At 40.6% G+C, this 13,280-nt stretch carries 9 protein-coding genes and 1 pseudogene; 7 read left to right on the top strand and 3 right to left on the bottom strand.

From position 1 onward, the window contains the following. The first annotated feature begins 2 nt into the window (after positions 1-2). The 5 genes from AB2N10_RS10160 to AB2N10_RS10140 are packed head-to-tail and all read left to right on the top strand — an operon-like array spanning position 3 to position 5,740. Positions 3-644, top strand: a complete 642-nt coding sequence (locus AB2N10_RS10160; protein WP_369434669.1) for a type II secretion system protein GspD — start codon at positions 3-5, stop codon at positions 642-644. Further along, a complete protein-coding gene (locus AB2N10_RS10155; protein WP_354623748.1) occupies positions 641-1,546 on the top strand; it encodes an AAA family ATPase in 906 nt (301 codons plus the stop codon). Before AB2N10_RS10160 ends, AB2N10_RS10155 begins: the two co-directional genes overlap by 4 nt. Next, positions 1,543-2,715 carry a tetratricopeptide repeat protein gene (locus tag AB2N10_RS10150; RefSeq protein ID WP_369433799.1) on the top strand — a complete coding sequence of 391 codons (1,173 nt, stop codon included), beginning with the start codon at positions 1,543-1,545 and terminating at the stop codon, positions 2,713-2,715. Before AB2N10_RS10155 ends, AB2N10_RS10150 begins: the two co-directional genes overlap by 4 nt. Continuing rightward, positions 2,712-4,520, top strand: coding sequence for a GspE/PulE family protein (locus AB2N10_RS10145; RefSeq protein ID WP_369433798.1), 1,809 nt, complete (start codon positions 2,712-2,714; stop codon positions 4,518-4,520). Before AB2N10_RS10150 ends, AB2N10_RS10145 begins: the two co-directional genes overlap by 4 nt. Further along, a complete protein-coding gene (locus AB2N10_RS10140) occupies positions 4,520-5,740 on the top strand; it encodes a type II secretion system F family protein (protein ID WP_354623753.1) in 1,221 nt (406 codons plus the stop codon). Before AB2N10_RS10145 ends, AB2N10_RS10140 begins: the two co-directional genes overlap by 1 nt. A 113-nt stretch (positions 5,741-5,853) precedes the next feature. Here AB2N10_RS10140 and AB2N10_RS10135 read toward each other — a convergent pair whose 3' ends face one another. Continuing rightward, on the bottom strand, positions 5,854-6,900 hold the full coding sequence (locus AB2N10_RS10135) for a hemolysin family protein (RefSeq protein WP_354623755.1): 1,047 nt from the start codon (positions 6,898-6,900) through the stop codon (positions 5,854-5,856). Positions 6,901-7,093: 193 nt separating this feature from the next. Here AB2N10_RS10135 and AB2N10_RS10130 point away from each other — a divergent pair. Continuing rightward, a pseudogene (locus tag AB2N10_RS10130) lies at positions 7,094-8,709 on the top strand (NAD(P)/FAD-dependent oxidoreductase). 183 nt (positions 8,710-8,892) lie between these two features. Beyond that, complete coding sequence (locus tag AB2N10_RS10125; RefSeq protein WP_354623756.1) at positions 8,893-9,819, top strand: D-2-hydroxyacid dehydrogenase; 927 nt, start codon at positions 8,893-8,895, stop codon at positions 9,817-9,819. 59 nt (positions 9,820-9,878) lie between these two features. Here the strand turns inward: AB2N10_RS10125 and AB2N10_RS10120 are convergent, their stop codons facing one another. Beyond that, positions 9,879-11,174 carry an NCS2 family permease gene (locus AB2N10_RS10120; RefSeq protein ID WP_354623758.1) on the bottom strand — a complete coding sequence of 432 codons (1,296 nt, stop codon included), beginning with the start codon at positions 11,172-11,174 and terminating at the stop codon, positions 9,879-9,881. A 207-nt stretch (positions 11,175-11,381) separates the two neighbouring features. Next, positions 11,382-13,115, bottom strand: coding sequence for a hypothetical protein (locus tag AB2N10_RS10115; RefSeq protein ID WP_369433797.1), 1,734 nt, complete (start codon positions 13,113-13,115; stop codon positions 11,382-11,384). Positions 13,116-13,280: the final 165 nt, after the last annotated feature.

Here is a 13,280-nt window from a genome sequence, read left to right as displayed (position 1 = left end):
CGGTGAGTAAAGGATCATTTAGCGCGGTTCTTTCACTATTAAAAACACAGGGCGATGTAAATGTGCTCTCCAAACCTCGCATCACGGCAATGAATAATCAAAAAGCGTTAATTAAGATTGGTGGTGATGAATACTTTGTCACCGATGTTTCCACAACAACGGTGACTGGTAATGCGACAACCTCAACCCCGAATATAGAGTTGACGCCATTTTTCTCGGGGATAGCTGTTGATGTCACGCCGAAGATTAATAACGATGATTCGGTTTTATTACATATCCACCCTTCAATTATTGATATTCAAGAACAGAATAAAACCATCGACTTTGGGACTGAACTTGGCTCACTAACGCTTCCTTTAGCGAAAAGTGAAGTGCGGGAGTCGGATACGGTGGTTAAATCAAAATCTGGGGATGTCATTATTATTGGTGGTTTAATGAGCCAGATTGAACAGGATGTCGTCTCTAAAACGCCGATACTTGGTGATATACCTTGGTTAGGTGAATTCTTTACTAATCGAGACAAAAAGAACGAAAAGGTTGAATTAATCATTTTAGTTAAGCCACAAATTGTTAAGCAGAATACCTGGAAACAAGAGTTGGTGAAATCCTCTGAATTGATTGAAAAGTGGTATCCGTCAGAATGATATATTTACAACATTTTGGATTAGCTGAAGTGCCATTTTCTTTAACTGCCGATCCTAATTTTTATATTGATTTTACGCCGCACAAAGAAGCATCAGAAGTGATTGTTACTGCGCTTTCACTGGGCGAAGCGATTTTAAAAATAACCGGAGAGGTTGGCACGGGTAAGACGCTTTTATGTAATAAAATCCAACGTGACCTCGCGGATCAATACATTATCGTGAATATCGACAATCCTTACCTGAGTGCACATGAGTTACGCTCTGCTTTGGCTAATAAAATAGGTGTCGACCCGAGCCATTTGCAGGAACAGTTTCTGTTAACTGGAGAGATTAAAACGCGGTTATTGTATTTACTTGAGCAGGGAAAGAAGGTGTTGGTGCTAGTTGATGAGGCACAGGCGATTCCTGATTCAACGCTTGAAGCGTTGAGATTGTTCTCCAATTTAGAAACGGGGTCGCAAAAATTATTGCAAGTAGTTTTGTTTGCACAACCGGAATTGGATGTTCGATTAGCACAAAGTAATTTACGGCAATTGCGTCAACGGATCTCGTTTTCTTACCAATTACGGGCGCTGTCCGATGATGAGATTGAACGATATATTTCCCAACGTTTACAACAAGCTGGTTATCGTGGTGCGTCATTATTTACTCCTCAAGTATGCCGAAAAATAAGCCGCGCTAGCCGTGGCATCCCGCGTTTAATTAATATTTTATGCCATAAAACATTAATGCTTACCTATGGGCAGCAACATTATAAAATTAACAATAAACTGGTAGCCCAAGCTATTGATGATACTGAAGATGCCTATGCATTAGATAAATTGAATCGTTGGTGGTTGTTGCTAGCCTTCTTTGTCATATTTAATGGTGTTTTATTTTGGTGGTGGAAAGGTGGAATATGAGCATTATTAATCAAATGTATCAAGATTTTGAAAAATCACAGCATGCACAACCCGTATTAAGCGGTATGCCGAAAAAAAATAACAAAAAAAAACTAGCAATCATATTTTTTATTATCCTATTAATCGGCTCATCATTGGGCCTCTCTTATCTTATCTTTACGCAAAATAACGGGTTAGCCGATCCCTCTTTAGTGAGCGCGCCTCCGAGTATTGATGAAGGTAATAATAAGCGATTAGTGGCGCCACCCAGCAATGCTAACGCACCTCTTGAAAGTGTTGAGCAAACATCAGCAATAACGCCCCCCTCCATGAATCAGGTCGCCACGCCAGAAAAAAAACAGCCTGCGGTCATTAATAACGTCGCACCTGTCGCACTGGTTGAACCTAAACCTAAACCTAAACCTAAAATTAAACCTCAAGTACAACCTGTTGTCTCAGAGAAAGCAAACACGTTGATGAGTCCACCTGCGAATCCGCCAACCTTGGCTGATAAAAAAGTAACCGCTGTGGCAGTCACTCCGCTAACAACAGAGAGTAGTGAAGAAAGCACCTTTTTAGAGATAAAACCGGCGCAGCTAAGTGCATCAGAATTAGCACAAATTTATTTAAAAGAGGCCGATAAAGCCGAAGCTAAAGGGGACTTGAATTTAGCCGCTAATAAGCGTGAACAGGCACTTTCTGTTCAGCCTGAGCTTAATGAAGTGCGAAAATCCTTAGCGCTTTATTACTATAGTGTTGGGGATGTCTCTAAATCACAACGTTTATTACAACAAGGGGCGCTAACATCTCCACACTATTCCGATTTCAACTTGATATTGTCACGGATGGCGTTAAAAGAGGGAAATGAAGAAAAAGCCTACCGCTATCTGGCGCATAACCCACCCAATGTTGCAGGCCATTTGGATTATTATGTTAGTTTTGCTGTGTTAGCGCTTAAGCTAAAAAAATATGCACAAGCGGAACAATTATATCAGGATTTGCTATCGCAACAGGTTAATAATGGTCGCTGGAGAATGTCATTAGCGATAGCGCAGGATAAACAAATGAAAAGAGAGTTGGCGATTACAAGCTATAATTTTGCGCTATTGCAACATGACTTATCAAGTAAAGCGAAGGATTATATTAATCAACGGTTGCGTTATTTAGATCAACATAGGGGCATGCAATGAAACCTAAATTAAAGAAACGCCTCGGTGATTTACTTGTTGAAGAGCAACTAATTAGCCCATCACAACTAAATGACGCGTTGCAGGAACAAGGCAAATTAGGGCTTAAATTAGGGGCAACGTTAATCCATTTAGGTTATATCAGTGAAGATCAAATGCTGACCTTTTTATCTCGTCAGTTAGATATAAAAATCGTTGATCTAAGCAAAGTCAAAATTGACCATAATGCCGTGCAATTAATTCCTGAAGTACATGCGCGTCGTATGCGTGCTTTAGCGATTCATGATAACGGTAATATGATCACCTTAGTTGTTTCTGATCCTGCCGATTTACATAACTTAGAAGTTTTATCTGGCCTATTAAAGGGGCGTCCCTTTGAGCTATTGATCGCTCGCGAAGATCAAATCATAGAGTCATTTGACCGTGTTTATCGACGTACTAAAGAAATCGCCTCATTCGCCGTAAAACTTAGTGAAGAACATGGTGAAAGTTCCGCATTTGATGCAACTTCAAATTTAGATATGACCGAAGGGTCCGATGCCACAGTTGCAAAACTGATCCAATCTCTGTTTGAAGATGCCGTGCAGGTTGGCGCATCGGATATTCATATCGAACCCGATAAGAAAGTATTGCGTATCAGGCAACGTATTGATGGTGTCTTACAGGAGACGTTATTACCAGAAAATAGTATCGCCAGCGCCTTGATATTACGTTTAAAGTTAATGTCACAATTAGATATTTCGGAAAAACGTTTACCACAAGATGGCCGATTTAATATCAATATTAAAGGGCGCAGTATTGATGTACGTGTTTCAACCATGCCGATTCAAGATGGAGAATCGATGGTTATGCGTTTGCTTGATCAATCGGCAGGGGTGCTATCCTTTGAAGAGATTGGCATACCTGACCATTTACAAGCACGTTTTGAGTTACAGTTGCAGCGTCCAAATGGTTTGATATTAGTAACGGGGCCAACGGGTAGTGGTAAAACGACGACGCTCTATACCGCTCTTAGCACATTAAATTCGCCCGGAAAAAAAATTATTACCGTTGAGGATCCCGTTGAGTATCGTTTAGATCGTGTCAATCAAGTACAGGTCAATAGCAAAATAGGGTTAAATTTTTCAACGGTATTACGTACCGCTCTGCGCCAAGATCCAGATGTTTTATTAGTGGGCGAGATGCGCGATGCGGAAACCATGGAAATTGGTCTACGTGGTGCTTTAACGGGCCATTTAGTGCTTTCAACCTTGCATACCAATGATGCGATTAGTAGCACTCTACGTCTATTAGATATGGGCGCGCCGGGGTATTTAGTCGCCAGTGCATTGCGTGCTGTGATTGCACAACGTTTAGTGCGTCGATTATGTGGTAACTGTAAAGTCTCAGCAGCCCCTGAAGTATCACAACAGATTTTACTTGAACAACTAACGGGTGATGCTCACCAACAATTACAATTCCATTCTGCGATTGGCTGCCAACGTTGCAACTTCACTGGTTATAAGGGGCGAATCGGTGTGTTTGAGTTATTGGAATTAGACGAAGATATGATCTCTGCATTACGTTTAGATGATACCGATGCATTCTCTAAAGCGGCGCAGGTTTCGCCCAATTTTAAATCATTGGCTTTGTCTGCACTCGATTATGCAAAACAGGGGATCACCTCTTTAGAAGAGGTCTTTAAATTGGTCGATCGATTTGAGCGGGGAAAGGCCGTTGACGCAATTTCAGAGCAAGCTAGTACGAGTAGTAATTTAGCGCAGCCAAATAGCATACCTTTAACACTAGATGATGGATTTAAAAATTAATGGCCATCTATAAATACACGGGGCGAGATAGCCAAGGCAACAACGTTAAAGGGGAGATTGAATCTACTTCTAAGGAATCCGCTGCTGATATGATAATGCAAAAGGGGATCTTGCCTAATGCATTAAAAGAGGTTGCGGCTAAAGGCGATGGCCTAGATTTTTCGAAAATTTTTGTATCACAGGTTAAATTAGCGGATCTAATCATTTTCACTCGACAAATATATTCATTAACTAAAGCTGGCATTCCCATTTTACGTGCGCTCAATGGACTTGCTGATTCGAGCCATTCAAAACTGTTAAGTGCGGCTTTACATGATATTTTGCAGCGTATGCGTAATGGTTACTCATTATCTGCAAGCATGAACGCTCACCCACGTGTATTCTCGCAACTGTATATATCGCTGGTGCAAGTTGGCGAGAATACCGGTCAGTTGGATCGCATTTTTTTACAGCTATCGGAATACATCGAACAAGAAGCAGAGACGATTAGAAGGGTTAAAAGCGCCATGCGTTACCCTAGTTTTGTACTGATTGCTTTGTCGGTTGCCATGGTTATTTTGAATATTTATGTTATCCCTGTTTTTGCCAATATGTTTGCAAAATTTAATGCCGAGTTACCTTGGACCACGCAAGTTTTATTAGCGACCTCGGCATTTTTTGTTAATTATTGGTACTACTTACTGTTCGGCTTAATTGCCATATTCATTGCTCTTAAAATCTGGCTAGGATCAGATAAAGGCGGCTATTTATGGGATAAATGGAAACTACGTATTCCCGTTGTGGGCTCTGTGATTGAACGATCTTTGCTAGCTCGCTTTTCACGTAGCTTCGCAATGATGCTAAGTGCTGGAGTGCCGTTAAATAATGCCTTATATTTGATTGCTTTTGCGGTTGATAATGAATATCTCAAAGCTAAAATATTAACCATGCGCGGCAGAATTGAGTCAGGCGAAACGCTATTAAATACCGCTAATGCAGCGGGGCTGTTCACGCCGTTGGTATTGCAAATGATGGCGGTTGGTGAAGAGACGGGGCAAGTTGATGAATTACTTAATGAAGCTGCTGACTTCTATGAGCGCGAAGTGGATTATGAATTAAAAAATATGACCGCGAAAATCGAGCCTATTTTGATCTGTATTGTAGCAGGCATGGTACTGATTTTAGCCTTGGGTATCTTTACCCCAATGTGGGATATGATGGGGGCAATGAAAGGGCGATAACCTTTACTTTCCCCCCTATTGAACAGCGGACTTCAGTCCGCCTTTGCACGATTGTATTGAGCTGCCGAGGGCGTTATTGAGCTGTAATTAAGCTAACTTGATGGCTGTTAATACTACTCTACATCCCCATTTTTTTCTGTGCGTAAGCGTTCTCGATAATTCCCTCTGGCTAACGCCTGTAAGTCGGTTACCGTATCGCTTTCGTCAATAATTTCACGACCTAGTAAGGTCTCAATCGCATCTTCTAGCGATACAATTCCTGCTGTTTGTCCGTATTCGTCTTCAACGAGGAATAAGTGAATATGGTTTTTTATAAACCGATCCAGTAATTTTTGCACCGGTAATTTTTCAGATACTCGCATCAGTGGCACAATATAGTCACTGAGAGGGTGGTCGCCACACCCTGACCGTTCAGCTTCAAATAACTGGTTACGTAATACCATGCCTACAATGTTATCGATATTTTCCCTGTAAATTGGGATACGTGAAAATTGCCGTGTTTCAGCTAAATTGAGCGCCTCTGTAACAGTCATCTCTTGATGTAACATGTGTACAACGGTGCGAGGAGTTAAAATATGTTCAGTCTTGAATTCGCGTAATTTTAACAAATTCGATAAATACTCATTTTCTTGGGCAAACAATGCACCATCTTTATGCCCTAAAGAAGCCAATGCAATGATCTCTTCCCGGGTGATCTCATTTTCTCTATCTTTACTAAATAGTTGAGTGATCCTAGTTGATAGCCAGACTAGAGGGTAAACAAGTTTGATTAACCAAGATATGGTGTAGGCAGCTGGTGTCGCGAGATTACGCCAAAAAGTTGCCCCTAAGGTTTTTGGTATTATTTCTGATAAATATAAAATAGCTAAGGTTAATAACACGGCAATCAGTGTTTCCCATTGTTCTCCAAAAATACGAATTGCTTGGCCGCCAACACCGGCTGCACCGATAGTATGTGCAAAGGTATTTAAAATGAGAATACTTGAAAGTGATTCGTCTAAATTAGTTTTTACCTTAACTAATATTTTACCTGAACGAGAATTATCTGCGGAAATTTGTTCGATATAGCTTGGGGTAATCGAAAGCAACACGGCCTCTAAAATGGAGCATATAAATGAAATGCCAATAGCAATAGATAAGTATAAAATCAACAGTGTCATGTAATATTCCGATAAATGAAAAACTAAACAATATCATTACATCATAGTTGATAGCGTTAATCTAATGGTTTATCAGACATTCCTTGTGCCATATATTATTTACTGATTTCCAGCCCCTCTGTTTTCATTTCATCTTAAGATAACGTAAACTACGCGCTTTATTATTGTGCTCTATTTTTACTCAGGTGACCCCATGATACGTCTCAATCAAGTTAAACTGCCACTGGATCATAGTGAAACGGCTTTGCAGCAATATGTACTCGAGAAGCTTGCTATTTCAGCAGAGCAATTGGTTGATATTCATATTTTCAAACGCGGTTACGATGCACGTCAACGTAATGTAGTGATATTAATTTATACCCTTGATGTTACGTTAAAAAATGTTGATGAAGAGGATATTCTGCAGCGTTTTGCAAAGGATCCAAATGTGCGTTCCTCCCCGATACCCGTTATCAATATGTGGCTCAAGCCCCTGAAAATATGAGAGAGCGACCGATTGTTGTCGGGATGGGCCCCTGTGGGTTATTTACAGCACTGATTTTAGCGCAGATGGGCTTTAAACCAATTCTTATTGAGCGTGGTAAGTCAGTACATGAGCGTGCCAAAGATACCTTTCGTTTTTGGCGTACTAGCGAGCTCAATACCGAATCAAATGTGCAGTTTGGTGAAGGTGGCGCTGGTACTTTTTCCGATGGTAAGTTATATAGCCAAGTGAAAGATCCCGGTTTCTTAGGTTTAAAAGTAAAACAAGAGTTTGTTGCAGCGGGAGCGCCTGCGGAAATTATCTATGTCAGTAAGCCGCATATTGGTACTTATAAATTAGTCACCATGGTGGAAAAAATGCGCAGTAAGATCATTGCTTTAGGTGGCGAAATTCGTTTTCAAACGCGAGTTGAGGAGCTTAATATTGATGAAAACCGTCAGGTGACAGGGGTAACCCTGAGTGATGGTGAAGTAATTGATTCTCCCTATGTAGTCATGGCAATCGGACATAGCGCCCGCGATACTGTGCAGATGCTCCATGACAAAGGGGTACACCTTGAGGCACAATCTTTCTCGATGGGATTCCGCATCGAGCATAAGCAGGAGATGATTGATAAAGACCGTTTTGGTATCAATGCAGGACATCCTATTTTAGGGGCGGCGGATTATAAACTGGTGCATCATTGTAAGAATGGTCGCTCTGTTTACAGTTTCTGCATGTGCCCCGGTGGTGTTGTTGTTGCGGCAACCTCGGAAAAAGAGGCGGTAGTGACTAATGGAATGAGTCAATACTCACGTAGTGAACGAAATGCGAATAGTGCGATTGTGGTAGGTATTGCGCCGAGTGATTTTAATAATGACCCATTACAGGGGATTGCACTACAGCGTAAGTGGGAGCGTAATGCGTACATTATGGGCGGCAGTAATTATGATGCGCCTGCGCAGATGGTCGGGGACTTTCTAGCGGCAGGTAAAGGTAAGCCCTTTGAAAATGTTGAACCTTCCTATAAACCCAATGTAAAAATGACCGATTTGAGTGAAGCGCTGCCCGAATTTGCGATTGCTGCAATTCGCGAAGCTCTACCCGCTTTTGCTAAAAAAATACGCGGTTTTGATAGTAAAGATGCGATGTTAACGGGGGTCGAAACCAGAACCTCATCACCGGTGCAAATAAAACGCGGTAATGACTTCCAAAGCATTAATACCAAAGGGTTATATCCTGGTGGTGAAGGTGCAGGCTATGCCGGCGGGATATTATCAGCGGGTATTGATGGTATAAAAATAGCACAAGCTGTCGCCTTAGATATGTTAAAGGAGCACGCCTAGATCCTTTCTGGTAAGAGGGCAACCTCTTACCTTTTTATTTGCATGGATACCCGCGCAACAATTATCAACTTCCCGAACTCGTCCATTTTTATATTCCTACTTTAGCCATAATGTGATGGATACTCGAACCTTTCAATATGCTATTTTATAGCTAGTATTCAACTCATAGGAATAGGAGGAATAATGAAAATAGTCTTACTTGATGCACAAACCCTAGGTGAGTGTGATTTAACTTTATTTACGCAACTGGGTGACTTTAATGCTTATCCGTTGACATCAACAGAGCAACGTTTAGCGCATATTGGTGATAATGAGATTATTATCACCAATAAAGTGGTGATTGATGAACAGGTCATTAAGGCAAACCCACAACTTAAATTGATCTGTATTACTGCGACGGGGACTAATAACGTTGATTTAATTGCCGCCGAAAAAGCCGGTGTTGTGGTTAAAAATGTGGCGGGTTATTCAACGGAAAGTGTCGCGCAATCGACCTTTTCGATGCTTTTTCAATTAGTACATCAAAGTCGTTACTATGATAATTACACGCGCTCTGGTGGGTGGTGTAGCAGTCCCATTTTTACCCACCTGCAGGACTCTTTTTTTGAAATCAAAGGCAAGCGCTGGGGAATTATTGGTTTTGGCGCGATAGGACGTCGAGTTGCAGATATTGCAACAGCCTTTGGTTGCGAGGTCTGTTATTTCTCAACATCAGGGAAAAACAGTCAACAGGCTTATCAGCAAGTTGATTTAGCAACGTTGCTTTCGAGTTGCGATATTATTTCTATCCATGCGCCACTTAATGAACAGACCTTAAATTTAATCGATGCGCAAGCATTGGCGCAAGTGAAAGAAAAAACCATTATTCTTAATTTAGGCCGTGGTGGCATTATCGATGAGTATGCGATGGCAAAGGCGATTGATAATGCTGGGCTATATCATGGTACCGATGTGTTAGCTGAAGAGCCAATGGTAGAAGGACACCCTTATTTATCCGTGCAAGCTAAGGCCCGTTTAGTGATCACGCCGCATATTGCATGGGCAAGTCGAGAGGCAAAGGAGACCTTAATTAAGGCCGTTGCTAATAATATTAAATCGACCTTTATGTAGATAAAAAAAGCCATTTATAGCATGGCTATAAATGGCTTTTTGATACTGAAAATAGTTATTTAACCAGGAAAGAACAGTAATTTAGCGAGGAACAATGCAGCTAAGAACCAAACACTTGCGCTCAGTTCTTTGGCTTTACCGCTGAATACTTTAATCGCAGCGAAGGCGATAAAACCAAGTGAAATACCATTAGCGATAGAGAAGGTTAATGGCATCATCAATGCGATAATGACCACGGGTGCCGCTTCTGTAATATCATCCCAATTGATTGATTTTAGTCCGCCAACCATCAACACTGCGACATATAATAATGCGCCAGCCGTTGCGTAACCTGGGATCATGCCAGCTAGAGGGGCAAAAAACAGTGACGCTAAAAAGAGTAAACCAACGACAACTGCCGTGAGACCTGTACGGCCACCTTCTGCAACACCAGCAATACTTTCAATGTAACTGGTTGTCGTTGATGTACCTAACATTGAGCCTGTAATAGAAGCACCACTATCTGCTAATAGTGCACGGTTTAAACGTGGTAAGTTACCCTGTTTATCGAGTAATTTTGCTTTATCTGCAACCGCAATGAGGGTGCCTGATGTATCAAATAGGTCGACAAATAGGAAGGCAAAGACAACACTTATCATGGCAACATTAAATGCACCAGCGATATCCATTTGCATGAAGGTTGGTGCGATGCTTGGTGGCATAGATATTATACCGGTGTAGTGCACATCTCCAACAATAATACCGATGATTGTAACGGCTAAGATAGCGAGCATAACGCCACCTTTAACTCGAAAATGCATTAATGCAATAACGAGGAAGAAACTTAAAGAAGCAAGTGCTGCCGGTAATGACTTCATATCTCCAAGTGAAACTAATGTCGCTGGATTATCTACCACAATACCTGAATTTTTAAGGGCGATTAATGCTAAAAATAGACCGATACCTGCGGCAATACCTTTACGCATTGGTAGTGGAATTGAATTAATTATCCACTCGCGAATTCTAAATAAGCTTAATACGAGGAAACAGCAACCGGATAGGAATACAGCGCCTAGAGCCACTTGCCATGTATAACCCATATCAAGTACAACGGCATAGGTGAAGAAGGCATTTAAACCCATACCCGGTGCTAGTGCAACAGGGTAGTTTGCATAAAAGCCCATAATAAAACAGCCTAGCGCAGCAGCCAGACAGGTTGCCACAAAGACTGCTCCTGAATCCATGCCCGTTGCAGATAACATTTGTGGATTAACAAAAATGATATAAGCCATGGTTAAAAAGGTGGTAAATCCCGCAACAACTTCCGTTCTTATTGTTGTGCCGTGTTCGCTTAATTTAAAAAATTTATCGAGCATAATATATCCATATTTATAGGGGTAAAATGTAAGCTATGTTTTAAAAGGTTTGTTTAAAAAATGGTCGGATTATAGGGGGATGTGTGAGGATAATCCAGTTATTAAAGTTTTTTTATTTCTCTTACGAGTTATTAGATTAATTAATGAACAATTAACTCGCACTGCATAGCTGATTGATTCGGCTATGCAGTGACGAAATGGGCTAGGTTAATTAGCGGCTTTGCTATTTACTCTGGATTCGAAAATAATACCTTGCGCATTAATATCGAGATTCATTTTCATGCGTGAGTCATAATCCATTAAAAATTCAGCCTCTTCAGGTATGCTTTCACCTGCCAGTTCTGCTGCAGATATAAGTGGATTAAACATCTTTTTAAAATCGACGGTAACACTATATAACCCATTTGCAGTAAGTTGTTCGGTTGCCAGTGTATCAGCGATTTCATTGCCTTTTTTGCCAGTATAAATAACGATATGTTTCCCTTTAATCGCCAGTTTAGGATCAATATTATACTCCTGCGGAATAGCTACAAATTCTTTTAAGTTTACGGGAGTGCCATTATTTTCAAGTTGGATAGTTTGTAGTTGGGGGATAAACATTTTAAGTGAGTTGAATAACAGCTGAGGTTGATCGGTTGATATTGTGACTAAAGCATCAAGATTTTCCAATATAGGTAATTCTTCTTCCTGATTTAATTGATAATCGATAAGGGCAACACTTAATCCTTTCATGCTATTTACCATAGCAGTTCCCATGCTGACCATGGTGACAGATTCTCCTGCGAGACTAATTTCGCTTTGCACTTGTGCAAGTAATGGACAGGTAAAGCTTGGTGTTTGTAGATCGCTCCAAATGGTATTAAGCGTACTACCCAATTGACTAACATCGATTCCTAAACCCATGGCAAACACATTATTATTGATATCATTTGCAAAGTTTGGAATATATCCTCGCAGACTGTTTAATGCATCAAGAATGACTTGATTCTTACTTTCAATAACCGTTGCGATAGTCACATCAGAGACTTTTTCATTAATGGCTAGTTGTGTATAACCAAATACTGTATTTGGCCAATTATTTGCAATACTCATTAATTCAGAGGCACATTCAGGTGTATGTAATTCAGCGAGGGCGTTTTCTTCCGCAAACTGTTTTTCTAAAGAAGTGATTTGACCCGCAAGTTGATTTGCGTTCTTGGTTGTCATCCCTTTAATTATTTCGACATGGTTAATAAAGCCAACACTCGCACGAGAAAAATCATGTGTTTTAATGATCTGTTCAATTTTGCCTGATTGGGCTAGGGAGTTATCTACTTTTGTTAGCCCAAGTGCTGTTGATAGCAATGTCGCTTCTTGATAAGCACTATTCATTGTTACTGTTAACATGCCATTATTAATCGCAACAATAAGCGCGAGTTTTGCTGGATCATTTGTCTCAGATAAGAGATAAGAACGATAATTTACCTTCTCCAAGGTGCCCATCGTAGAGGTAAAGCCCGTCTCTTGTTCATTTTTATCGAGCAATGCCCATAGCGCTTGTTCATCTTGCACTTCTATTTTAAATACAGGTAGCAGTCCTAACGTATAAAAATAGGCGCGTAATTTATCAGGAAAACCAAATGTTTTTAGCAGTTGTTCGGGATTTTGCAGCCCCATTTGATAACTTTTAAAGAGATTGAGGAAAAAGTTAACACGCGGATCATCATCAGAGTAGAGTGTTTCCATCGCTTGTGGCGAATCGGGTATGTTCATAGCTGGCAGAGAAGCAAGATACTCTTTTAAAGGAAATGGGTCGAGCATGCCTGTAAAAATAGGCGTATCTGCAGGGACATATTCTAAGATATTGTTTACATCGGCTTTAGATGGCGTTTGTTGTTGATTAAAAAGATAAGCACCAGCGCCGGCGGCCGCGACAATAGCGATGAGTAATATTTTTTTCACTGAATTCTCTCTAAGTTATGCATTGGTTGGTGTTGGATATTGCCATGTGACCTCAATATGTTGACTATGCATCTGAGATAACATGGATATATTACTGAAATAATGAAAAATAGTCTTGATTTATATCTATTTGTGACTTTTTGTTGTTGCTGGTTTGTGACAGTG

Origin of the sequence: Psychromonas sp. MME1, assembly GCF_041080865.1 — a bacterium.
GTDB lineage: Bacteria > Pseudomonadota > Gammaproteobacteria > Enterobacterales > Psychromonadaceae > Psychromonas.
The sequence above is the reverse complement of the archived record's forward strand: the minus strand, read 5'-3'. Positions and strand labels throughout refer to the sequence as shown.

Bases quoted from the DNA above. Each gene is read 5' to 3' on its own strand.
- AB2N10_RS10155 (WP_354623748.1), top strand. From the start codon at position 641: ATGATATATTTACAACATTTTGGATTAGCTGAAGTGCCATTTTCTTTA.
- AB2N10_RS10150 (WP_369433799.1), top strand. From the start codon at position 1,543: ATGAGCATTATTAATCAAATGTATCAAGATTTTGAAAAATCACAGCAT.
- AB2N10_RS10145 (WP_369433798.1), top strand. From the start codon at position 2,712: ATGAAACCTAAATTAAAGAAACGCCTCGGTGATTTACTTGTTGAAGAG.
- AB2N10_RS10140 (WP_354623753.1), top strand. From the start codon at position 4,520: ATGGCCATCTATAAATACACGGGGCGAGATAGCCAAGGCAACAACGTT.
- AB2N10_RS10135 (WP_354623755.1), bottom strand. From the start codon at position 6,900: ATGACACTGTTGATTTTATACTTATCTATTGCTATTGGCATTTCATTT.
- AB2N10_RS10125 (WP_354623756.1), top strand. From the start codon at position 8,893: ATGAAAATAGTCTTACTTGATGCACAAACCCTAGGTGAGTGTGATTTA.
- AB2N10_RS10120 (WP_354623758.1), bottom strand. From the start codon at position 11,174: ATGCTCGATAAATTTTTTAAATTAAGCGAACACGGCACAACAATAAGA.